The organism is Mycobacterium paragordonae (assembly GCF_003614435.1).
Taxonomy (GTDB): domain Bacteria; phylum Actinomycetota; class Actinomycetes; order Mycobacteriales; family Mycobacteriaceae; genus Mycobacterium; species Mycobacterium paragordonae.
This window is the reverse complement of the sequence record NZ_CP025546.1, coordinates 4,317,737-4,339,528: the sequence shown is the minus strand read 5'-3', so window position 1 is coordinate 4,339,528 and position 21,792 is coordinate 4,317,737. Positions and strand designations below refer to the sequence as shown.

General features: G+C 66.2%; 24 protein-coding genes. 14 read left to right on the top strand and 10 right to left on the bottom strand.

Features of this window, described 5'->3' with window-relative positions; genetic code table 11:
• Window positions 1-22: 22 nt before the first annotated feature.
• Window positions 23-715, top strand: coding sequence for a GAP family protein (locus C0J29_RS19765; protein WP_120793313.1), 693 nt, complete (start codon window positions 23-25; stop codon window positions 713-715).
• 65 nt (window positions 716-780) lie between these two features.
• Here C0J29_RS19765 and C0J29_RS19760 read toward each other — a convergent pair whose 3' ends face one another.
• The gene (locus C0J29_RS19760; protein ID WP_133448131.1) at window positions 781-1,170 is read right to left on the bottom strand and encodes a DUF732 domain-containing protein; all 390 of its coding nucleotides are present in this window, start codon (window positions 1,168-1,170) and stop codon (window positions 781-783) included.
• A 234-nt stretch (window positions 1,171-1,404) separates the two neighbouring features.
• Between C0J29_RS19760 and C0J29_RS34455 the strand changes: the two genes are divergently transcribed.
• Together C0J29_RS34455 and C0J29_RS19755 are read left to right on the top strand one after the other, a co-directional pair.
• On the top strand, window positions 1,405-1,530 hold the full coding sequence (locus C0J29_RS34455) for a hypothetical protein (protein WP_269323258.1): 126 nt from the start codon (window positions 1,405-1,407) through the stop codon (window positions 1,528-1,530).
• A complete protein-coding gene (locus tag C0J29_RS19755) occupies window positions 1,527-2,819 on the top strand; it encodes a DEAD/DEAH box helicase (RefSeq protein WP_120793311.1) in 1,293 nt (430 codons plus the stop codon). Before C0J29_RS34455 ends, C0J29_RS19755 begins: the two co-directional genes overlap by 4 nt.
• A gap of 24 nt (window positions 2,820-2,843) precedes the next feature.
• Here C0J29_RS19755 and C0J29_RS19750 read toward each other — a convergent pair whose 3' ends face one another.
• From C0J29_RS19750 to C0J29_RS19735, 4 genes are all read right to left on the bottom strand, one after another.
• On the bottom strand, window positions 2,844-3,149 hold the full coding sequence (locus tag C0J29_RS19750; protein WP_120793310.1) for a hypothetical protein: 306 nt from the start codon (window positions 3,147-3,149) through the stop codon (window positions 2,844-2,846).
• A 185-nt stretch (window positions 3,150-3,334) separates the two neighbouring features.
• Window positions 3,335-4,441: an NDMA-dependent alcohol dehydrogenase gene (locus C0J29_RS19745; protein ID WP_120793309.1), complete on the bottom strand. Its 1,107-nt coding sequence runs from the start codon at window positions 4,439-4,441 to the stop codon at window positions 3,335-3,337.
• Window positions 4,438-5,709 carry a cytochrome P450 gene (locus C0J29_RS19740; protein WP_120793308.1) on the bottom strand — a complete coding sequence of 424 codons (1,272 nt, stop codon included), beginning with the start codon at window positions 5,707-5,709 and terminating at the stop codon, window positions 4,438-4,440. The genes C0J29_RS19745 and C0J29_RS19740 overlap by 4 nt, the downstream gene beginning before the upstream one ends.
• A gap of 102 nt (window positions 5,710-5,811) precedes the next feature.
• Complete coding sequence (locus tag C0J29_RS19735) at window positions 5,812-7,098, bottom strand: sensor histidine kinase (protein ID WP_242460486.1); 1,287 nt, start codon at window positions 7,096-7,098, stop codon at window positions 5,812-5,814.
• Window positions 7,099-7,134: 36 nt separating this feature from the next.
• On the opposite strand from C0J29_RS19735, the gene C0J29_RS19730 reads away from it, so the two are divergent.
• Window positions 7,135-7,800, top strand: a complete 666-nt coding sequence (locus C0J29_RS19730; protein WP_120793306.1) for a response regulator transcription factor — start codon at window positions 7,135-7,137, stop codon at window positions 7,798-7,800.
• Between the two features lies 1 nt (window position 7,801).
• Here the strand turns inward: C0J29_RS19730 and C0J29_RS19725 are convergent, their stop codons facing one another.
• On the bottom strand, window positions 7,802-7,996 hold the full coding sequence (locus C0J29_RS19725; RefSeq protein WP_065046895.1) for a ferredoxin: 195 nt from the start codon (window positions 7,994-7,996) through the stop codon (window positions 7,802-7,804).
• A 46-nt stretch (window positions 7,997-8,042) separates the two neighbouring features.
• The gene (locus tag C0J29_RS19720; RefSeq protein WP_120793305.1) at window positions 8,043-9,272 is read right to left on the bottom strand and encodes a cytochrome P450; all 1,230 of its coding nucleotides are present in this window, start codon (window positions 9,270-9,272) and stop codon (window positions 8,043-8,045) included.
• Window positions 9,273-9,409: 137 nt separating this feature from the next.
• Here C0J29_RS19720 and C0J29_RS19715 point away from each other — a divergent pair, with 137 nt between their 5' ends.
• The 3 genes from C0J29_RS19715 (at window position 9,410) to C0J29_RS19705 (ending at window position 11,746) form a co-directional block, all read left to right on the top strand.
• Window positions 9,410-10,063 carry a TetR/AcrR family transcriptional regulator gene (locus C0J29_RS19715; protein WP_162951516.1) on the top strand — a complete coding sequence of 218 codons (654 nt, stop codon included), beginning with the start codon at window positions 9,410-9,412 and terminating at the stop codon, window positions 10,061-10,063.
• Window positions 10,064-10,164: 101 nt separating this feature from the next.
• Window positions 10,165-10,893 carry an SDR family NAD(P)-dependent oxidoreductase gene (locus C0J29_RS19710; RefSeq protein WP_174814907.1) on the top strand — a complete coding sequence of 243 codons (729 nt, stop codon included), beginning with the start codon at window positions 10,165-10,167 and terminating at the stop codon, window positions 10,891-10,893.
• Between the two features lie 82 nt (window positions 10,894-10,975).
• Window positions 10,976-11,746 (top strand): SDR family NAD(P)-dependent oxidoreductase, encoded by a 771-nt coding sequence (locus C0J29_RS19705; RefSeq protein WP_065164124.1) that lies wholly within the window; start codon window positions 10,976-10,978, stop codon window positions 11,744-11,746.
• Between the two features lie 31 nt (window positions 11,747-11,777).
• Here C0J29_RS19705 and C0J29_RS19700 read toward each other — a convergent pair whose 3' ends face one another.
• The gene (locus tag C0J29_RS19700) at window positions 11,778-12,335 is read right to left on the bottom strand and encodes a nuclear transport factor 2 family protein (protein WP_120793303.1); all 558 of its coding nucleotides are present in this window, start codon (window positions 12,333-12,335) and stop codon (window positions 11,778-11,780) included.
• Window positions 12,336-12,464: 129 nt separating this feature from the next.
• On the opposite strand from C0J29_RS19700, the gene C0J29_RS19695 reads away from it, so the two are divergent.
• On the top strand, window positions 12,465-13,328 hold the full coding sequence (locus C0J29_RS19695; protein WP_120793302.1) for an SDR family NAD(P)-dependent oxidoreductase: 864 nt from the start codon (window positions 12,465-12,467) through the stop codon (window positions 13,326-13,328).
• Window positions 13,329-13,341: 13 nt separating this feature from the next.
• Here C0J29_RS19695 and C0J29_RS19690 read toward each other — a convergent pair whose 3' ends face one another.
• Both C0J29_RS19690 and C0J29_RS19685 read right to left on the bottom strand, forming a co-directional pair.
• Window positions 13,342-14,016 carry a sensor domain-containing protein gene (locus C0J29_RS19690; RefSeq protein ID WP_308494768.1) on the bottom strand — a complete coding sequence of 225 codons (675 nt, stop codon included), beginning with the start codon at window positions 14,014-14,016 and terminating at the stop codon, window positions 13,342-13,344.
• Between the two features lie 82 nt (window positions 14,017-14,098).
• Window positions 14,099-14,746 (bottom strand): GAF and ANTAR domain-containing protein, encoded by a 648-nt coding sequence (locus C0J29_RS19685; protein ID WP_308494745.1) that lies wholly within the window; start codon window positions 14,744-14,746, stop codon window positions 14,099-14,101.
• A 305-nt stretch (window positions 14,747-15,051) separates the two neighbouring features.
• On the opposite strand from C0J29_RS19685, the gene C0J29_RS19680 reads away from it, so the two are divergent.
• The 6 genes from C0J29_RS19680 to C0J29_RS19655 all read left to right on the top strand — a co-directional run bounded on the left by C0J29_RS19680 (window position 15,052) and on the right by C0J29_RS19655 (window position 21,582).
• Window positions 15,052-15,930: a helix-turn-helix transcriptional regulator gene (locus C0J29_RS19680; protein WP_162951515.1), complete on the top strand. Its 879-nt coding sequence runs from the start codon at window positions 15,052-15,054 to the stop codon at window positions 15,928-15,930.
• Window positions 15,931-15,983: 53 nt separating this feature from the next.
• Window positions 15,984-16,595: a MerR family transcriptional regulator gene (locus C0J29_RS19675; RefSeq protein ID WP_120793298.1), complete on the top strand. Its 612-nt coding sequence runs from the start codon at window positions 15,984-15,986 to the stop codon at window positions 16,593-16,595.
• Entirely contained in the window at window positions 16,592-19,456 is a 2,865-nt protein-coding gene (locus C0J29_RS19670; protein WP_120793297.1) for a DUF4349 domain-containing protein, read from the top strand. The genes C0J29_RS19675 and C0J29_RS19670 overlap by 4 nt, the downstream gene beginning before the upstream one ends.
• Before the next feature lie 57 nt (window positions 19,457-19,513).
• Window positions 19,514-20,026, top strand: a complete 513-nt coding sequence (locus tag C0J29_RS19665) for a hypothetical protein (protein ID WP_120793296.1) — start codon at window positions 19,514-19,516, stop codon at window positions 20,024-20,026.
• A complete protein-coding gene (locus tag C0J29_RS19660) occupies window positions 20,019-20,630 on the top strand; it encodes an RES family NAD+ phosphorylase (protein WP_120793295.1) in 612 nt (203 codons plus the stop codon). The genes C0J29_RS19665 and C0J29_RS19660 overlap by 8 nt, the downstream gene beginning before the upstream one ends.
• Before the next feature lie 88 nt (window positions 20,631-20,718).
• The gene (locus C0J29_RS19655) at window positions 20,719-21,582 is read left to right on the top strand and encodes a hypothetical protein (protein WP_120793294.1); all 864 of its coding nucleotides are present in this window, start codon (window positions 20,719-20,721) and stop codon (window positions 21,580-21,582) included.
• Window positions 21,583-21,792 lie beyond the last annotated feature (210 nt).

Genomic DNA, 21,792 nt, shown 5'->3' with positions numbered 1-21,792 from the left:
CTAGGCGGTTTCAAGAGACGCTATGTGGATTCCCATCTTGGTGATGGCTCTGGCGGTGAGCCTCGAGCCGTTCCGGATCGGCATGACGGTGCTGATGCTGAACAGGCCCAGGCCGATGCTGCAGCTGCTGGCGTTCTTGTGTGGCGGCTTCGCGATGGGCATCTCGGTAGGGCTGGTGGTCATCTTCGTTTTCCGGCGCCGGCTGGTTGACTCTGCTCACCTCACCCTGCCCACCGTTCAGGTTCTGATCGGGGGGCTGGCCGTCGCGGTCGCTGCGGTGCTGGCAATTCGTCTGGCGGCGGACCACTTTCGGCGCGGGCGCCCACCCGCCGGCGATGTCGTCGAGCGCGAAACCTGGGTGCGGAAGCTGCAGATGTGGCTTCGGCAGCTGCTGACCGGACGGCAACTGTGGGTCGCAGGACTGGCCGGTCTCGGGATCGCGCTTCCCTCAGTGGACTACCTGGCCGCGCTGGCCGTCATCCTGGCGTCGGGTGCCGCGGCCGCCGATCAGGTCGGCGCGCTGCTGCTCTACAACATCGTTGCCTTTGCGTTGGTTGAGGTTTCGCTGCTCGCGTACCTGCTGGCTCCGGGAACGACGCGCCGGTCGTTGACCGCGCTGAACACCTGGGTCGGCTCGCGGCGCCGCGTGGAAGTCGCTGCGCTGCTCCTGGTCGTCGGGCTGGTCCTGATCGGCGCGGGTATCGCCGGCTCCTGACCCAATCCGCTGCCCGGCATGCCGTATCGCAACGGGCTGGGAACTTCTCATCGGCGACAGCCGGATCACTCCACGGGAATGTTCGGCACCACCGGCTCATTGATGGTTGCGTTGTACTGCGGGCAGTAAGCCAGTGTCGCCGCGTTGACGATGTTCAACGCCGTTCCCTCGTCTCCGGTTACCGAACCGGTGCCGAGACCTATGGTTTCGACGCCGTTGCCCTCCACCACGATGTTGGCGGCCTGCAGGTCGGTCTGACCTTGCGCCCGGGCATCGCAGACCTGTTGGGCCAGCGGAATTATCGCCCGTGCCGCGGCTTCCGACGTCGGGGGAGCGAACACACGCGTCATGTAGTCGACGAAGAAGGTCTCGCCGCTTCCCGGCCCTGGCTCCGCGGATGCCACCGGCATGACCGCGAGCGCTAACGATGCCAGACCCGCTATGACACTGCTCACTTTGCCTGACACCGCACCTCCAGCCGATCTGCACCGATTGCCAGGCGAAGGTAGCACCGCAAGGCTGTGAGCGGGGCGACTTCGCGCTGCATTAGGGCCGGACGCGTCGTTGAGATAGACTGACTACAACGTTGGCCTTTTATTGCTACTGCCAACACGTCGTGGAACGTTCCTCATCCCACCGGCGCCAGCCCGAAATTCGCGGCTCCGCGCGTCCGTCCAGATGATCCGTGCATGAAGCACTACGGTCTCGCGGCGATCGATTTTGCCCACCGGCAATCTCGCCAGCTTGTGCCAGCTCTGCGCGAACTCCTCGCGACGATCCGGCGCACCCGATGCCTGAAAGGCACCGAAAAGTGACTGATAACACGACCTTTGCCGACCTCGGCGTGAGCGCACCCTTGGTCGGCGTGCTCGCCGACGCCGGTATCACCGCTCCCTTCCCGATCCAAGTTCAGACCCTGCCTGACACGCTCGCCGGCCGAGATGTCCTCGGCCGCGGCAAAACCGGCAGCGGAAAGACGCTCGCCTTCTCGATTCCGTTGGTCAGCCGGCTCTCGCCGGCCAAACGGCGCCCGTCACGGCCGTCGGGTCTGGTGTTGGCGCCCACCCGTGAACTGGCCACCCAGATCACCGCGACACTCGAACCCTTGGCCGCCGCCCGCAATCTGCGCGTCACCACCATCTTTGGCGGCGTATCGCAGAACCGACAGGTAGCCGCGCTGCAGGCCGGCGTCGACATCGTGGTGGCCTGCCCGGGGCGGCTGGAAGACCTCATGAAACAACGCCTGGTCAGCCTGGACGCGATCGAGATCACCGTCATCGACGAAGCCGACCACATGGCCGATCTCGGGTTCCTGCCCGGCGTCACCCGCATCCTTGCCGCCACGCCGGCCGGTGGCCAGCGCCTGCTGTTCTCGGCCACCCTCGACAATGGTGTCGACAAACTCGTCAACCGGTTCCTGCGCGATCAGGTGCTGCACTCGGTGGACGAGTTGAACGCGCCGGTGTCGGCGATGACCCACCATGTGTTCCATGTCGCCGGCGCCGAAGCCAAGAAGGAACTCGTGCACCGGCTGGCCTCGGGCAGTGGGCGCCGAATCCTGTTCATGCGCACCAAACATCACGCCCGTCGGCTCGCCAAGCAGCTCACCGATGCCGGTATTCCATCAGTTGACTTGCACGGCAACCTTTCTCAGCCGGCACGTGACCGCAATCTGGCCGCCTTCACCACCGGTGAGGCCAGAGTCCTGGTGGCCACCGACATCGCCGCCCGCGGCGTGCACGTCGACGAGGTCGAGTTGGTGGTGCACATCGATCCGCCCGCAGAGCACAAGGCGTATCTGCATCGTTCCGGGCGCACCGCGCGGGCCGGAAATGCGGGCGACGTTGTGACTGTGGTGTTGCCCGAGCAGCGCAACGACACCCGGGCGTTGTTGCGCAAGGCCGGTATCCGGGTCGAGCCGCGGCACGTCACCGCGGATTCCGCCGAAGTGCAGGCGTTGGTGGGCGAGATTGCGCCGTACCGCGCGCCGGCTCCCAAAGCGACTGCGCCGCAACCGGCTAAGCCCGCCAGGCGGCGTGGGTCGGGTGCGGCCGGACAACGGCGTCGTCGCCGGCCGAGCGAGCTGCAACGTACCGCTCGCTAGGACGGCCGATCAGTCAGGCTGCGATCAGGCGGGCTCGCACTCCGGGATCGTGATGTTCTTCAGCTTGAGTTCGTCGCAATAGGCCTGAAAGTCCCTGCCCTGCTGCTCATCCTCGGCGATCTGGTTCTCCAGGCCGCAGGAGTTGTTCAGCAGGCAGGGGTCCTCCGGCGTCGCTGTGATGGAGGCCGGTGCGTTGCTGAGCGTCTGGGCCTCGGTCGCGCCGAAACTGACCGCTACTCCACCGATCACCGCGGCAACCCAGATCAACCGGATCGGCCGGCGCGCGCGCCGGGGCCGCGACTGCGCGGGTGCTGATTTTTCCTCGAACATCTACCACTCCTTGATAGTTGACGGGCCAATCTGGGGTTCCAGACGAGTCAGCGTCGCCGCCGCGGCGCCAACTTTCGGGATCGTAGCTGCTCAGGCGCCAAAGCGCCTGTCATAAGCGACCCATCTGCAACTATTGCACATGGCACTAATTGTGGTCAAGGAGCGTGCGAACGGACCGCGGTTGATCAGAAGCGGATCAGCCCCCGTAGATTCACCCCGGCGTGCATGTCGGCGTAGCCCTCGTTGATCTCCTCGAGCGTGTACTCGCGGGTGACCAGTTCGTCGAGCTTGAGCCGCCCGGCCCGGTAGAGGTCGAGCATCCGGGGAATGTCGCGGCGTGGGTTCGACGAGCCGAAAAGGGAACCGCGGACCTGCTTTTCGTAGAGAGTCAGATCGAAAAGCGACATGGCCACACTCGTGTCGGTGGGGTGGGGGATGGCGGTCATCACCACTCGGCCGCGCTTGCCGACCAGGCTCAAAGCCTGTGCCACATAGGCGCCCTCGGCCGAGTCGGTGCTGACCACGCAGACGTCGGCCAGCTGACCGCGGGTCAAATCGGTGACCAGGGACAGCGCTTCGTCGACGGTCGCCGCCGTGTGGGTGGCGCCGAATTCGAGCGAGCGGTCGCGCTTGTACTCGACCGGATCGAGCGCGACGATGACGCGGGCGCCGGCGATGCGTGCTCCCTGAACGGCGTTCATGCCGATGCCGCCGACGCCCATGACCACCACGGTGTCGCCGTCACCGGCCTCGCCGGTGCGCACCATGCTGCCGTATCCGGTGGTGACGCCGCAGCCGACGAGTGCCGCGGTGTCCAGTGCGGTGCCCTGATCGACCTTGATGACCGAGGCCATCGGGACCACCGTGTATTCGGAAAACGTTCCCAGCACGCACATCTGGCCCAGCCCCTGACCTTTGGCGTGAAACCGGAAGGTGCCGTCGAGTTGCGGGCCGGCGATGATCGCCGCGCCGAGCACGCACAGATTGCTCATGCCGCGCGCGCACGGTTCGCAGCGGCCGCAGGCCGGGATGAAACTCAGCACCACCGAATCACCCTCGGCGACTTCGGTAACGCCCGGGCCGACCTCGACCACCACCCCGGCGCCTTCGTGCCCGCCGACCACCGGCAACTGCATGGGCATGTCGCCGGTGATCAGATGATCGTCGGAATGGCACAGGCCGCTGGCGGTCAGCCTGACCATGACCTCGTTCTCCCTGGGGCCGTCGAGGTCGACCTCTTCGACCTCCCACTTCTGGTGCAGTCCCCACAGCACCGCGGCTTTGGTCTTCATCGTTCCGGCGTCCAGGTCGCGGGCAGGCTGTTGATGCCGTTGATGAAGTTGGCCAGCGCGTATTGCGGCTCCGGCGCCGAGATATCGGGGATGCGGGTGTATACCTCGGTCAGCAGGGCCTTGAGCATGGTGCGCGCCAGTGCGGCGCCGAGACAGAAGTGTGGACCGCCGCCACCGAACGCTATGTGCGGGTTGGGGTTTCGCAGGATATTGAAGGTGTGCGGGTCGTCGAAGACGTCTTCGTCACGGTTGCCGGAGTAGTACCACAGCACCACCTTGTCGCCGGCCTTGATCTCCGCGTCGCGCACGGTGATGTCGCGGGTGGCGGTGCGGCGCATGTGGAGCAACGGTGATCCCCAGCGCAGCACCTCCTCCACCGCAGTGCCGACCCGTCCCTCGACGTCCTCGGCCAGCAGTGCGCGTTGGTCGGGGAATTTCGACAGGGCGGCGATCGCGTGCGCCGAGGCATGCCGGGTGGTGTCGTTGGACGCCACGCCCATCAGGACGAAGAAGGCGCGCAATTCGTCGTCGGTCATCTTCTTGCCGTCGAACTCGGCCTGCACCATCCAGGTCATCAGATCGTCTCCCGGATTCGCGCGCCGCTGCGGGATCAATTCCGATGCCACCGCGTGCAGGTCGAGCACGGCACCCATGAACAGCTCCAGCTCGCTCTGTTCGCCGCGGATGTTCGGGTCGGTCCAGCCCACCAGCCGCTGGGCGGCGGTGACGGCTTTGTCGCGCAGATCGCCTTCGGGTAAGCCGAAGAAGCTGCCGAAGATCCGGCCGGGCAGCTTCACCGACACCAGTTGGACGAAATCACCCTCGCCCAGGTGAGCCATCTCGCTGACCAGATCGTGGGCGTGGCCGCGGATCCAGCTTTCCAATCGGCGCACGTTCTTGGGCTTGAACGCCTCGGTGGTGATCCCGCGCAACTGGGTGTGCCGCGGTGCGTCCATCGCGATGAACGACTGCGCGATCTCGACCGCTTCGGGGGCGAAGTCCTCCATCGTGATGCCCTGGGCCGACGAGAAGATCTCGGGGTGGCGGCTGGCCATCCGGATGTCGTCCTGCTTGGTCAGCGACCAGAAACCCCGGTTGTTGAGTTCGGGGGGCAGCAGGTCCGATTCGGCCGGCCGGCTCCACGACACCGGGTTCTCCGCGCGCAACACGGCGAAGGCAGCGTCGCGCTCCTCGGGCGGTTTGGCCCAGAACGCACGGGCGCTCAGGTCGATGTCCTGGTAGGTGGGATTGGTGGTGGGTGCGGTCATCCGTGGGGTCCCTTTCTCGCCCGATGGACCCAATGGTGATCAGCGCGGGGCGGCGGCGGCACCGGCGCGCGTGCCAATCACTGGCCTTCATGGGCCAATGGGTCAGCCCACCGGGGCGCGGAAGGTGGCGACCAGCCCGCCGCCGTCGCGGGCGGCGAAGTCCACGCGGCCGCCCATCGCCTCGACGATCTGCTGCACGATCCACAGGCCGAGGCCCGCGGTGCCGCGCTGGCCGCCCCGGCTGACGTACTTCGTGGTCAGTTCGCCCAGGTCGTCGGCCGGGATACCCGGACCGCGGTCGGCGACGGCGACCACCAGCTCCTCGCCGTCACGCGAGCACGTGACATCGACGGGCTCGTCCCGGCCGTGCCGGGCGGCGTTCTCCAGCAGATTGGTCAGTACCCGCCGCAAGGCCTGCGCGTCCACCGAAACGGCGCCGGCGTCGACCGTCAGACGCAAGCGCGGCGGCGCCAGGCCGACGGCGTCGGCGGCGGCGAGGATCAGGTCGGCGATTTCGACGCGCCGTACCCGGCCCGTCGAGAACGTCGGGCGACGACTCAACGCGACGTCGGACAGGGCGTCGAGCATGTCGCCGATGTGACGCACGTGCCGCGCGACCAGGTGCAGACTGGCCTCCCGGTCACCGTCGGACATCGGCTGCGGGGAGGTGAGCGCTTCGGTCAGCGCTTCCAAAGAGGTGACAGGCGTCCGGAATTCGTGCACCAGCACCTGCAGTCCGTCCTGCTGAGACTGGTAGGAGCGCAGCAGGCGCGCCCGCAGGTCGCGTTCCTCCTCAGCGGCGGCATGCTCGGCTTCGGCTTCGACCAGCGCCGTCAACCGGGAACGGTGCTCGCGCTCGGCGAGCGCAGACAGGCCGGCGGTGATGATCGCGACGAACAGCAGGTACAGCGCCGACCAGCCCGCCAACAGCGCCGGTGCCGCGGTGACGGGCTGCCGCGGTGACGCAGTCAACGCCACCGGAACATAGGCGGCACCCAAAAGCACTGCGACGAGTAATGTTTCGATCAGCGACAACCGGGCCGCGGAGGCGATGACCGCCAGCGCCAGCACCGACACCACCGGGCTGTACACGCCGCCACTCAAGGCGATGAGCGCGAGGGTGAACGCGGAGTCGAAAGCGGTGATCAGCCACGCGTACCGGGTGCGGCGAACCTCCAGTTGCGGATAGGCCATCAGCGCGGCCGCATAGGCCATCGCTCCGCCGAGCACCGCCACCGTGGCCGCGGCGTGTTCCCGTACCCAGTACGGTCCGATCGCCAACAGCGCGCCGATCGAGATCACCACGGCCACCCGTACCGCCACGACGGTGCGGGCCAGTCCGTAGTCCTGGCCGCCGAAGTCCGTTCTGAGCTGATCGAGCGGTCTCACCCGGCTGACCATAGGGTTTCGTCTAGCATCACGGCAATGACCCGCTCGCCGTATGTGGTGGTCATCGTCGACGACCACGAGCTGTTCGCGCAGGGCCTGGCCCTGTTGCTCACCCGCGAATGGGGCGAGCTGTTCACCGTCGGCGGCCAGACGACGTATGTCGAGGAGGCCGCGGATCTGGTGGCCCGCTGCAAAGCGGACGTGGCGATCATCGACCTGTCCATGCCGCCGCTGGGCGGGGTGGCCGCGATCCGGCACATCAGGGCGCGCCACCCGGAAACCCGAATTCTGGCGCTGTCCGGGACCGACGATCTCGGCCTGGCCGAGGAGGCGTTGCGCGCCGGCGCCGACGGCTTTCTGCCCAAGACCGCACGCCCGGAGGCGCTGGCCGGGCCGTTGTGGACGATCGCCGAAGGGTTGCGGGTGATCGACGGGGTGCTGCTCGACGCCCTGCTGAGCAACACCCGCAAGCCGCCGCCGGCGCTGCTGGAAACTCTGAGCGCCCAGGATCTTCGGCTCTGGACGTTGCTGGCCACCGGAATGGAGACCGGCGATATCGCCCACCGCATGCTGGTGTCCGAGCGCACCGCCAAACGGATGGTCGCCGCCCTGTTGCACAAACTCGGTGTCAACAATCGCATTGCCGCTGCCGCGCTCGCCGGACGTTTCGGGATCCTGGACGAGGCTGCCGAAACCGACTGACTCAGTTCAGGATTCGGATCGCCTGCGCGGGACACATGGCGGCCGCCTGAATCACCAACGGGCGCTGGGCTTCCGGCGGATCCGGGTTGAGCACCACTACCTGATCGGCGCCGTCCGGCAGGTCGAACACCTCCGGTGCGGCCAGCAGGCACTGCCCGTGACCCTCGCACACCTCGTAGTCGACAGTGACGTGCATGAACACCTCCGCATCCCGCTGTTGTCACCCAGTATCTGCGCCGGGCTCATGAAGCGGGCGGTCCGAGCGAGCCAGAAGTGGCCTGTGCGGGCCAGGGCACGCTTGACGGCATCGAGTCCCAGCCGCGCACCGTCGATGTGCGGGAGCGACGTGCGTTGTCGGTGTCGATCTCCCAGGTGGGGAAGCGCTTGAGGACCTCTTCCAATGCGACGCGTCCCTCCAGCCGGGCCAGCGGTGCTCCGAGGCAGAAATGTGCGCCACGCCCGAACGTGAGATGACTGCCGGGTCGACGATGAATGTTGAAGCGATCCGGTTCATCGAAGTGGCGCTCGTCCCGATTGGCCGAGGCGAGCATCAGCAGCAGTGCACTGCCCGCGGGGATTGTGTGGCCGTGATACTCGACGTCCTCTGCCACCCAGCGGGCGACGTGCGGCCCGGGCGGCTCAAAACGCAACAACTCCTCGATCGCACTGGGAATCAGCGCGGGATTGTCGACGAGATGACGGCGTTGATCCGGATTCTCGGCAAGCACCTTTCCCATCCAGCCGAACAACCGACCCGTGGTCTCCACACCGGCACCGGCCACTACGGCAAGAAAAATCAGCAGTTCGTCGGTTCTCAGCCGCCGGGTCTTGCCGGTCTGGTCCTCGAACTCGACGGCGAGCAGTTCGGTGATCAGATCGTCGGAAGGGTTCTTCGCGCGCCAGGCGACGTAATCGGCGAACATGTCACCGTCGAAATAGTGGTCTTTGTTGACCGGCAACGGTTTTCCTGGCTCGTTGCGCAGGACGCGATGAGCTTGCGCCCGCACGGATGGTTGTTCGGCGTCGGGGATACCGACCAGCATGCCGATGGTGCGCATGGGCAGTTCGGCGCCGAGGTCGGTGACGAAATCCAGCCGGCCGGTGCCGGCGACCGGCTCCAGACAGGCGACGCAGAACGCTCGCACCTTGTCCTCGACCTCTCGAATTCGCTTGGGCGTGAACGCACTCGACACCAGTGCCCGGTGAATGGCGTGCAGCGGTGGGTCCTCATTGATGAACACGCCGGGCGGCATCACCGGATCGGCCTTGACCACCTCGAGGATATCGCCCCTGGCGGAGCTGAGCCGGCGGGAATCCCGCAACGCGGCGTCGACATCGGTGTAGCGGCTCAGAGCCCAGAAGTCGTGACGAGCGTTGTAGTAAACCGGCGTTTCATCGCGCAGCCGGCGGTATGTGGGGTAGGGGTCGACGTCGATCTCTACGTCCCAAGGGTCGTAGTACAAGTCGCTCATCCGCCCTCCCAGGATCGCGCGGCACCTCTTCCAGCCCGCTATACGAACGTACAGGGGAGTCGCTGCGTCTCGCTATACATCCGTACAAATCGGGCGAGATGGGATTATGCTCGGGAAGCCGAAAGAGCGAGGTGACAATGGCAGCAGCGCCACGCCGTGTGGGTGCGGAGACGTCCAAGACGCGCGACTCACTGCTGGATTACGTGGAGACGATGATGCTGGAGGAGGGGTACGCCAGCGTCAGCTACCGTGCTCTGGCGACCAGGGCGGGCGTGACCTCGAGTCTGGTCCAGTACTACTTTCCCGCGCTTGACGACATCTTCCTGGCTGCCATCCGCCGCTATTCCGACCGCAATCTCGAGCTGCTGCGCTCCGCTCTGGCGACGCGCAAGCACGATCCCCTGCATGCCATGTGGGAGTACAGCTGGAATGAGGCGACCGGCGCGCTGATCACTGAGTTCATGGCGTTGGGCAACCACCGCAAATCCATTCGTTCGGAGATCGCGAAGGTGACTGAGCGGATGCGAAAACTACAGGTCGATGTACTGGCGGACGCGCTCGGGGCCGACGCGCACCTGAAAGGCGACCTCTCGCTGGATGCGGTGGTCCTGCTGATCACCGGATTGCCCAAGTTTTTGAACCTCGAACGCGGCGTGGGCGTCAAGAGAGCCCACGCCGACGTGGTGCAGGCGGCAGAGCGCTATCTGGACTCGGTGGAACCGCTTACCATCAGCCGCCCGCGCAAGCCTGCCAGGAAGACTCCGCGACCCCGTCGCCAGTCCGCCGATTAGGGGTCCTGTCGGGGGCGGCCGATTGTGCTATACAGATGTATGGCATTCAACGAGTGGCGGGCCCGCGGTATGACGGGGAGTGCGCCGTGAGTCGGGTGGCAATGGTCACCGGCGCCGGATCGGGCCTCGGTGAGTCCATCGCGAGGCAGTTGAGCTGCGACGGGCACCATGTTGCCCTGCTGGACATCAACCGGGACAGCGCCGAGAAGGTGGCCGCTGAATTGTGCGCCAACGGCCCCCGGGCAATCGCCGTCGAGACCGACGTGAGCGATTCCGATTCTGTGGCAGCGGCTTTCAACGTGGTGCGCAGTGCTTTAGGTGCGGTGGACATCCTGGTCACCAGCGCCGCGGTGGCCGGCTTCACCCGATTCGATCGGATCACGCTGGCCGAATGGAATCGCTATCTGGCGGTGAACCTCACCGGAACCTTTCTGTGCATGCAGGCCGCGCTGGCGGACATGGCCGGCAACGGCTGGGGACGCATCGTCACCATCTCGTCGGCGGCCGGCCAACAGGGAGCAGCACGGCAGGGACACTATTCGGCGTCCAAGGGCGGCGTGATCGCCTTATCCAAGTCCGTCGCACTGGACTACGCCGCCAGGGGTATCACGGTGAATTCGGTGCCGCCCTTCGTCATCGATACCCCTATGTTGCGCGAACAGCAGCGCGCCAAAATGCTTCCGGCAGAAGAATTCCTGGTCCAGGCCATTCCGGCGGGCCGACTTGGCGTCGCGGATGATGTCGCGGCTCTCTGCGGGTTTCTGTGTTCGGACGCCGCCGGCTACATCACGGGGCAGGTTATCGGCGTCAACGGCGGCGGAGTGATCTAGCGGGCTGGGTGGACCGGGCACGTTCGCTATTGCAAGGCGTACCGCACGCGACGCGCGGCGGTCCGACGAAGGGTGCGGTGTTGTGACGGACAGGTTTTCCGTGGAGGGCCGGGTTGCTGTCATCACGGGAGGCGGAACCGGTATCGGCCGGGCATCGGCCCTCGTACTGGCCGAGTACGGAGCCGACGTCGTACTTGCCGGCCGCCGGCCAGACCCGCTCAGCGTGACCGCGAGTGATATCGAAGCCCTCGGGCGGCGGGCAGTCGTGGTACCCGCCGACGTAACCCGCGCCGACGAATGCCAGAGCCTGATCGATTCTGCGCTGGCGGAATTCGGCCGCCTGGACATTCTGGTGAACCATGCCGGCGGTGGGCAGACAAAGCCATTGATGAAATGGACAGACGAGGAATGGCATCAGGTTCTCGACCTGAATCTGAGCAGCGCCTGGTATCTGTCGCGGGCCGCGGCCAAACCGATGATCGAGCAAGGCAAAGGCGCAATCGTCAACATCTCTTCGGGGGCCGGCTTGCTCGCGATGCCGCAGGCGCCCGTTTACGCCGCCGCCAAGGCGGGACTGAACAACCTGACCGGATCGATGGCGGCGGCCTGGACGCGCAAAGGAGTACGAGTCAATTGCATTGCCTGCGGCGCGGTACGCACACCAGGTCTGGAGTCTGACGCCCTGCGCCAGGGCTTCGATGTCGAGTTGATCGGACAGACCAACGCGTCGGGGCGCATCGCCGAACCTGACGAAATCGGTTACGGTGTATTGTTTTTCGCATCTGACGCAGCAAGCTATTGTTCCGGCCAGACCCTGTACATGCACGGCGGTCCGGGGCCCGCCGGAATCTGACTTCAGCGCCCGATTTGCCGCGTGTTTTGGTTCACCAGCGATCGACCGATTCGCCGTCCGTGAGCAGGGGGCGAAAGTAGGACGGGTCGGTACGGTCCCACTTTCCTTTGACGAAGCCGTCGATCGCCCCGGAAGTCATCACCGACGAGTCGCAAGTCGTCATCCATTCAACGGTGCACCGTCGAAGGGCGATCTTCCAGACGCCGTCCCGGCGCTCCAGGCGGTCAAGGTAACGACCGCCCATCAGTGACACGACCTTTCCGCCCTTGGCGCGCATCGCCCCGATGACGTAGCTCTCGGCGTGCGCTTCGTCGCCGTTGATCTCACACGTATGGGTGGTGATGTTGTGCAAATGGTCCTCAAACACCTTGCTGTGGACGTTATTTGCCCACTCTCCGTAAGCTGGGCCCGGGTTGACCACCGGACCGTGTTCGTCCACACCGTCTTCGAAGTAGACGCTTGCCATCAGGTCGGCATCGTGCCGATCATGGCCCCGCGCCTGATTCATCACGCAGTCGAGAATCGCCATCCGGTCCTCGATGTGCCGGAGTCGCTGGTGAAGTTGCGCGAGATCGTCAGCTTTGGTCATGACTGTCCCTTTGCCTGCGTGCCGTGCTAGTGATTTGTACAACTGTATAGCACATAGGCAGCGTTCGCTCGCTGTACGAACGTATAGTGTAGGCAGTTACCCGCCCACCTGACGAGGATGAGGTGCTGCATGCCGGACACCGGACCAGTCGCCGTCGTCACCGGCGCCAGTCGCGGCGCCGGAGCCGGCATCGCCCATGCGCTCGGCAGCCACGGTTGCACGGTGTATGTCACTGGTCGCACGCAAGCCGGCGCCGAGCCCGCGAACGCGGGCACCATTGAGCACACGGCCGAGACGGTGACTCGTGCTGGGGGAGAGGGAATCCCGGTTCGCGTCGATCATGCCGACGATGAGCAGGTCCGAGCGTTGTTCGAGCAGATCGGCCGACGGCACGAACGGGTCGACATTCTGGTCAACAATGCCGCGATCATCCGTGACGAGATGATGGGGCGCACCAAGTTCTGGGAGGAGCCGCTCAGCGTGATCGACACCCTTGATGTCGGTTTACGCAGCAGCTACGTCGCCACCGTCTATGCGATGCCACTGATGCTGCCGCAGCGCAACGGCCTGGTCGTGTTCACCTCGTCGTCCGGATCGGTCCACTACGCGTTCGGCCCGGCCTACGGAGTACCGAAGGCAGGGACGGACAAGATGGCCGCCGACATGGCAGTCGACTTCCGCGGCACCGGCATCGCGGCGATTTCCATCTGGATGGGCTCGCTGCTCACCGACCGGGTCCGCAAAATCATCGCGGGTAACCCCGAGAAGTTCGGCCACATCCTGGACAGTGCCGAAACCCCGGAGTTGACCGGTCACGTGATCTGGGCGCTCTACCGCGATCCGGGCATCGAGGAGCTCAGCGGACAGACGCTGATCGGAGCGGAGTTGGCCGTGCGTTACGCGATCACCGATGACGGCGGCCGCCAACCACCGTCCTACCGGGACCTGTTCGACGTCCACCCGCCTCGCCAGTGCTCCCACATCATGCGTTAGCACCAGCATCGAGTCACGAACGTGAGTTCAGCAATTCGTTGATCTTCTTGAGCCGCTTGGCCACCAACGCTCCGACATCCACCGAGCGGTCCGGTGAACAGGTCACGATCTCGGAAATCACATTGGCCTTGGCCAGCACCGCGAAATCACAGATCCATTGCTGCCCAGCCAGATTGGTCGTCCACTGCGCCGCCTCGGGCGGGCTCTGCGTCAGCGGCGCCGGGTTCACCGTCATCCTGCGCGCGTCGTCGCCCCAGGCGGAGACCGGACGCTGGCATCCGGACACGGTCTTTCGAACCGAGTCGAGAAATGCGGGGGCGTCGAGGGCGGCGGGATAGGTGGCGGACACCTCCAACAGTTGGTGCTGGTCGGTCCGATAGTCCTGCTGAGTTCGGGCTTCCCGGCCGGTGTAGTTGGTGGGGAACAGGGGATACCGCCCGAAGCCGACGACACCTTGGCACTGGGCCGGATCGGCGCCGATGAACAGCGCCGACTGCATGTCGTCCTCGGTGAGTGGGTTGCTTGGCACCACCGAGAACGAACCTGACGGCGTCAGCAGATCTTCGAGCAGTGACGGTTGAATGGGTCCGCCGGACGCCGGGCCTCTCCCCGCGGCCCTCGCGCTGCCGTCGACCACGCTGGTGCAACCGGAAAGTGCGACGCAGCAGGCAACCAGCAGCCACCTCACCGCAGCATTGGAGCCCGCGTCACCCACGATCCCAGCATCCACGAAGCGTCCGCCGAGTGCGCGACGAAGTGCGAAACCGACGTCACAAGTCGCTGAAGCTACGCAGGTTGGTGAGCTGGTGGGCCACATCGGCGAGCTTGATGTTGCGTTCCTGCGAGAGGCGTTTGAGCAGTTCGAACGCCTGAACGGCATCGATGTCGAACCGGGCCATCAGGATGCCCTTGGCCTGGCCGATGATGTCACGGCTGGCCAGCGCGCTGAGGAAATGGTCTTCGCGACGCACCGTGTCCCAGGCCAGCGCGGCATGAGTCGCGAGGACGTAGCCGATCTCTTCGGCCGCCTCGTCGAAGGCGTAAGGCTTGTCCGAGTAGAGATTGAGAGCGCCCATCGTCTGCTCGGAGGCAAAGAGCCGGAACGACAGAATCGACTCGATGGACGTCGCGGCCAGTGCGTCCCGCCGGTAGTTCGGCCAGCGTTTGTCGTTCTTGAGGTCGTCGATCCGCACGGTGTGCTGGTGCCAGGCGGCGACGAAACAGGGCCCCTGCCTGTGCCGCTGCTGGATGTCATCGAGCAGGGCGGGATAGCGATGAGTGGTCGCCGGCGTCTCGATGTCACCGGATGGTCTGGCCAGGGTGATGCCCGCGTATTGCGCGCCCGGTACCGCGTAGACAGCGTATTCGACCATGCGTTGAGCAACGACGTCCGCAGCATCTGACGGGCTGCTGTGCAAACTGCGGGCAAGATCGGCAATGCGGTGATGAACGTCCGTGCCGTCGGCGTGCTCAGTCAGCTTCCATCCCCCTGGGTAGATGTCTCTAAACCGAAGATATCGACGGATACCGCGCTGGTGGGGCCGCTATGCGAATGTGAGCGTGACTTTTGCCTTCGCGTAGTGGACACTGAAACACAAGATCGGCTCAACCACGATGCCGTGTGGTTTTTGCCGACTGAATGGAACGTCCGATGTCGACCGTTCTTCTTGATACCACTGACCCAACCGAAGCTGTGAGTGGCATTTGTGCCGCATATGAGCGGGTGCAGCTGTTTCGCCATCCCAGCAGTGAGGTGGGACGCACCTGCATCCGCCGGACTTCTCTGGGGTCGCTCGATGTCGACGAGGTCCGGCTGGGTTGCGAGCTTGGGTTCCGCTCGAATCCGCCCGATCGGATCTATGTCGCCCGGATGCACTCCGGCACCTTCGTCTACGAGTGGATGAAGCACGGGCAGTTGATCTTTGGTCCCGACGACGTCGCCGCCTATGACGGGCTGGAAAACGACGCGTTCACCGGCTGGGCCGCACGCACGCACTGTGACGTGCTCTCTATCGACCGGCAGGTGCTCAGCGAGGTCGCGACCGGCCCGAAGGACGCGCCGGTTCGGCTGACCGGAATGGTGCCGGTCTCGCCGGAAGCCAAACGGCATCTGGTGCGCGCCGTGGACTACGTCTGCCAGAGTGTGTTCGACGATCTGCGGGTGGTCCGAGACCCGTTGATCAGCAGCAGCATTCAGCGCTATCTCGCGGCGAGTCTGCTGGCTGCGTTTCCCAGTACCGCGGTACTCGACGCCAATGTCGCGGACCGGCGCGACAGCACCCCCCAATTACTGCGCCGCGCAATAACTTTCATCGACGACAACGCACATAACGACATCTCGCTGGCCGACATCGCGAACGCGATCTTCGTGACGCCCAGAGCGTTGCAATACATGTTCCGCAAGCACCGCAACTGCACGCCCACCGAGTACCTGCGGCAGGTGCGTCTGCACCACGCTCACCTCGAGTTGGTCGCCGGCACTCGCGACACCACGTCGGTGGGTGACGTCGCCCGCAAATGGGGGTTCGGCCACATGGGCCGCTTCGCTGCGTACTACCGGCAGCACTACGGCCGGAGCCCGCACGTGACGTTGCTCGACTGAGCGCGAGCACTGCACGTTGACAGTGTAACCGTAACAGTGTCAGTATTGGCTGCATGCCGATACAGGCGGCCTGGACGCTGGACGAGCTGGTGGGGCGGGTGTCCGCTGCGCTGGCCGGCGAAGCGTATCCGGGATCGCCCAACGGCCGGGTCCGCGACCTGCCCGACCGCCGGGCCGTGCGCTGGTACACGACGACTGGACTGGTCGACCGGCCGGTCATGCAGGGGCGTAACGCGATCTACCGCACCAGGCACCTGTTACAAGTTGTGGCCGTCAAACGCCTTCAGGCTCAGGGGTATTCGCTAGCCGAGATCCAGGCGAAGCTGGCCGGCGCCACCGACGAGACGCTGCGGCGGATCGCCGATGTGCCCGATGGGCTGCTCACGGCCGAGCCGGGACACGACTCGCCGACGGTGACGGCGAAAGCAGGCACGGGCCGGCGGAGCCGCTTCTGGGCCGAGTCGCCCGCGGCGGAGCCGCCGACCGACGGCGCTGACACTGTCACCGCACTCGCCGCGGTGAGCCTGCCGGGTGGGGCGATGCTGCTGCTGCCGGCACGGCCCGGTGACGGCGACATCCAGGCGATTCGTTCGGCCGCCGCGCCGTTGCTTGAACTACTGGCCGACCGCGGCCTGCTGTCCCTCGATGATCGGAGCCCGTTATGACCGTCCGCATCACGTCGATGACCGACGCTGAGCCGCAGCGCGCTGTCGACGACGCCGGGTTGGGCGCGCTGCGCACCGAGCGCGGCGGCCTCCCGCTCGAACGCATCGACATCCGGGCCGACATCACCGGACTCACCAGCCAGGTCGAGGTGACCCAGGACTTCGTCAACACCTTCGATGTACCGCTGGAAGCCAGCTATGTGTTCCCGTTGCCGGACCGAGCGGCGGTGACCGGGATGCGGATGACCGCCAATGGCCGCGTGGTGGCGGCTGCACTGGCCGAACGCGAAGCCGCCCGGGCGGCTTACGACCGCGCGGTCACGTCGGGTCGACCGGCATCGATCGCCGAAGAGGAGCGGCCCGACGTCTTCACCATGCGGGTCGGCAACATCTCACCGGGTGAAAAGGTCAGCGTGGCAATCACACTCGTGAACCCGCTGGCCTATGCCGACGGTGAGGCGACCTTCCGCCTTCCGCTTGTCGTTGCGCCGCGGCACATTCCGGGTGAGCCACTGGACGACTTCCCCGTCGGAGACGGTTATGCCGACGACACCGACGCCGTCCCCGACGCCTCGCGTATCACTCCGCCGGTGCTGCTGCCCGGCTTCCCGCACCCGATTGCGCTGACCGTCGACATCGGCATCGACCCTGCCGGGCTGACACTGTCCGACGTTCGGTCCAGCCTGCCCACCGAACCCAGCGGCGGCGGGCGCATCCGGGTGCTGCCGGGTCAGCGCGCGGACCGCGATCTGGTCCTGCGCCTGCGGTACGCGGTCGACGATTTCACCGACACGCTCCTGTTGGTCCCCGACGCCGACGGTGACGAGGGAACTTATCAGCTGACGGTGCTGCCGCCGGAGTCCACCAGCATCTTCCCGCCGTCCCGCCCGCGCGATCTGGTGCTGTTGTTGGATCACTCGGCGAGCATGAGTGGCTGGAAGATGACGGCGGCGCGCCGGGCCGCGGCCCGCATCATCGACACGCTCACTGGTGCCGACCGATTCGCGGTGCTGACTTTCAACGACCGGATACAGCGCCCCTCGGGCCTGCCCGACGGGTTGGCCGAGGCTACCGACCGCAACCGGTTTCGCGCGGTCGAACACCTCGCAGGAGTCGAGTCTGACGGCGCCAGTGAGCTTTTCGCGCCGCTGCGGGAGGGGTTGGCGTTGCTGCGGGACAGCGACGGCCGGGACGCCGTCGTCGTCCTGGTCACCGACGGTCAGGTGGGCAACGAGGACCAGTTGTTGCGCGGACTGGCCGCGGACCTGCGCGGGGTCAGGGTGCTCGCGGTTGGAATGGACCAGGCGGTCAACGCCGGTTTCCTGACCCGCCTGGCCGCTGTCGGCGGGGGCCGTTGCGAGCTGGTCGAAAGCGAGGATCGTCTAGACGAGGCGATGGAAGCGATCCACCGTCGCGTCGCCCCACCACGCGCGTATTCGCTGGCACTGCGTACCGAAGGGCTGGCCACCGTCGACGACACGATGACGCCGGCCCGGCTGCCGGACGCTTTGCCGGGGGTGCCGCTGGTGGTGAGCGGGCGATACCGGGGCACCGCCGAGGGCTCGATCGTCCTGCGCGGGAGCGATGGTGGCGGTGGTCACTGGTCGGTCGTCGTCGCGGGCCGGCGCCGCGAAGCACCGGCCGTGACCGCCGCATGGGCGCGCGCGCACCTGCGCGAACTCGAAGACCGTTATACGGCGGCCGCAGGAACCAGTTCCGCGCCCCAGTTGGCGAAGCGGATCGTCGACACGTCATTGCGTTTCGGCGTGCTGTGCCGGTTCACCGCCTACGCCTCACTCGACGGGCCGGTTGTCGCCACCGGTGGATTGCCGCATCGGGTGATGCAGCCGGTGGAAGCGCCGGCCGGCTGGGATCCGGCTTCGGTGGTGCGCCCCGCCGCCCCGTCCGAACTCAAGACGGCGCAGACGCGAACGGTCAAGCTGCGCAATGTGATTGTGGTGGCGGTGGTGAGCGTCCTGGTGCTCGGCGGGGGCTGGGTGTGGTCGCTGGGGCGGGGCGGCCCGTCGGTGGCGACCCGCGACGGCGTGGTGGGCGGCAAAATGACGGAGTCGCCGGAACAGAGCCGTTCCCGGCCCAGTGGTCAGATCCCGACGACGATGGGCGGTGGCATTGCCGACCAGACCACCCTCAGTCCGGCACCGCTGGCGCCTCCGGCCGACAACAACTTCAAGCGCGACATCGTCACCAACGGATCTCTGCACCTGGTCGTCGGCGATCCGGGCACCGTGGCGGACCGGCTCATCACTTCCGTGAATGATGCCGGCGGACGGGTGGATTCGCGATCGGAGCGGTCGGGGCAGTCGTCGCCGGTGGTCGATCTGGTGGTCCGCGTACCCGCGGACAAGCTGGACGGGGTGCTGGCCGACACCAAGAAGCTGGGGACGGTCGAGTCGATGTCGATCAGCCACACCGACGTCACCACCCAACGCGTCGATCTCGACGCCCGCATCGACGCGCTGCAGACGTCGGTCAAGCGCCTCATGGAGTTGATGAGCAAAGCCGGCGACGTCGCCGATCTGCTCGCAGCCGAATCGTCGCTGACTCAACGACAGGCCGAACTGGATTCGCTCAAAGCCCAGCGCAGCACACTGCATGACGAAATCGACTACGCCACAATCACTGTGAACATCTCTTCGCAGTCGACGGTGACCCAGCCGGGATTCTTCGGCGAGTTGGCACGCGGGTGGCACTCGGTGCTGGCGGCCGCGCATGGCGGCGGGCTGACCGTCGGGTTCCTGTTGCCGTGGCTGGTGCTGTTGGCTCTGCCGGTATTGGGCCTGGTGCTGGTGATGCGGCGGCTGTCGCCGCGGCAGGCGGCAACTCCGGCCACGGAAGGCTGACCGGGCCGAGTCTGTTTCAATTGTTTCAATTGCCGCGGCTCGGGATAGAATGTCGGCATGTCTCCCGTCAAGGCGCTCGTCAGCCAGGTCGAGGAACGCGTCCGGCGTGATCCGGATTTCGCCAAGCTCCTCGACACGCTGCTGGACGTGCCGACGGTGCCCATCGAGGAACTGGAACGCATCGCCGCCCGCAAGCTCAACAGCGAGCGCCGCGACGGCGTGCTGAGCGATTTCCGGGCCGGCGCCCTGCCGACGCGGGAAGTCCAGTCGCGGCTGGGTTACGAAACACCCCAGGCCGTCCACGAACTGCGCCGGCGCGGCAAGGTGCTCGGGGTGACGGTCGGCAACAACACCTGGTTCCCGGCATGGCAGTTCGACGGCGGCCGGTTGCGTCCCGACCTTACGCAGATCCTGGTCCTGCTGGCCCGGTTCACCTCCGACCCGGTCGTCGCCGATCGCATCATGCGGATCAAGCGTGACGAGCTGGCGGGCGCGTCCATCTCGGAGGCGCTGCGCCGCAAGAAGACCACGAACACCGCCTGGCAGCTGCTCAACGCCGTCGGTGCCTAGTCTTCCCGGCGGATACCGTCGTTCGCTGCCGTTGCGGCGCCCGCCCGGGCTGGCAAGCCGCACGGTGCCTGCCGGCGTCGAGCTATGGCGGGTCGAAGCGGCCGCACCCGCCGACTGGACCTGGAACGGCTTCCCGCAGCCAAGGTTCCGGTTCGACCCGGTGTCGGGCGCATTCCGCACCCGTTATGCCGCAACGGCTTCCGAGGGCGCCTTTCGCGAGCGCTACCGGGACACCGGCCGCACCATCCCCGCCGACCACGCGTCGCAGTACCTGATCCGGCTTGTCTCGACCCGGCCGCTGCGGATCTTCGACCTGCGGACCCAGCGCAACCTCGATGCACTCGAAGTGGACGACCAGATCAGCACCGGCCAACGCACGCGGGTGTGGCGGCAGTGTCACCACCTTGCCGACGCCGCCAGGCGCTGGTGGCCGGATATCGACGCCATCGTGTACCGGTCGCGCACCACTCCCGAAACCTCGGTCAACTACGCCTTCTTCGCCCTCGACGCGTTCGCCGCGGAGTCATGGGAGCTCGGCAGCCGCACCGATGTCCTGGTGGACCTGGTGCTGCGGCATGACTTCACGGTCAATTGGGAGATCTGACCCGGCACCACCGCCGCAGCCGGGTACCGTGCACGCACAGCCGTTTTGGTAGGGAGACATGTCCGAGACAGAGACGCCCGAGGCGCCCATGGGCCAGCAGGTACGCACTGCGCTGCGCGCCCTGGCCCGTGCGTCGGCCCCCCGTCCGACCGCGGCCCGGCGCGCCGCCGGCGACTTCGAGAAGCCGTTACTGTCCGCGGTGGGCGCCGAGATTCGCTGGGCCTTCCACCCGCCGCGCACCTGGTTGTCGGGTGTCATGGCCAACCTGGTGCTCGCCGCCGTCTGGTTGTTGTTTCAGCCGCTTTCGGTCGTGCACAGCAATCACATCACCCGCCACTTCCATCACAATCAGCTTGACTGGGTGGTCCTGGTCAGCACCTACTTCTCGTCGTTCGTCCTGGCCGACGTGACCACCACCAATCTGCTTGGCGGCGACCACTATCGGGTCGTCCAGGGTTTGGCTGACGGGGTGCCGCTGTGGCGGGTGCTGGTGATCAAGAACCTGGCGCTGATCGTGATTGTCGGGATGCCCACCCTGGCGGTGGCTGCGGCGCTGACGATGTGGAAAGAGGGGGTGCCGCAGATGGCCATGACGATCCCCAATGTCGCGGTGCCGATCGTGTCCTGGCTCGGTGTCGGCAATGTCATTTCGGTGATGCACCCGGTCGGCGCCGAGCCGCTGCTGCGGCGGTGGCGGCAACGGCGAAACCTGCGTCGCACGGCCGGCTGGCTGGTCGCGATCACCCTGCCCTACGCCGTCTACTACGTGGCCGACCCGATGGGTGGGGTCGAACACCGGGTCATGTGGACGCAGATTCCCGCGGCCATCGGACCGGTGTTCGGCCGCGACACCAAGAGCTTCGTGCACCTCGCCATGGCGTCGGGGGTGTGGGTTCTCGGAACCGCCTTCGCCGTCCTCTGGGCGCGCAAGCGTGGGTTGCGGTTCGGTTAGTCCTGGTTAGTCCGGCAAACGCCTACGCGCGGGGCGGCAACGGGTGGACAATTGACCGCGACGTCCGGCGGTCCGGTCGCCGGGCGACGGCATAGGGGAGGCGTGCAGTGGTCAGATTTCTCCGGCGTTGCGCAATCGGCGCGTTGGTTCTGACGTCCAGCGCGCTACCGGCATTCGTGGTGCCGGCAGTGAGTCGGGCAAACGACTGCG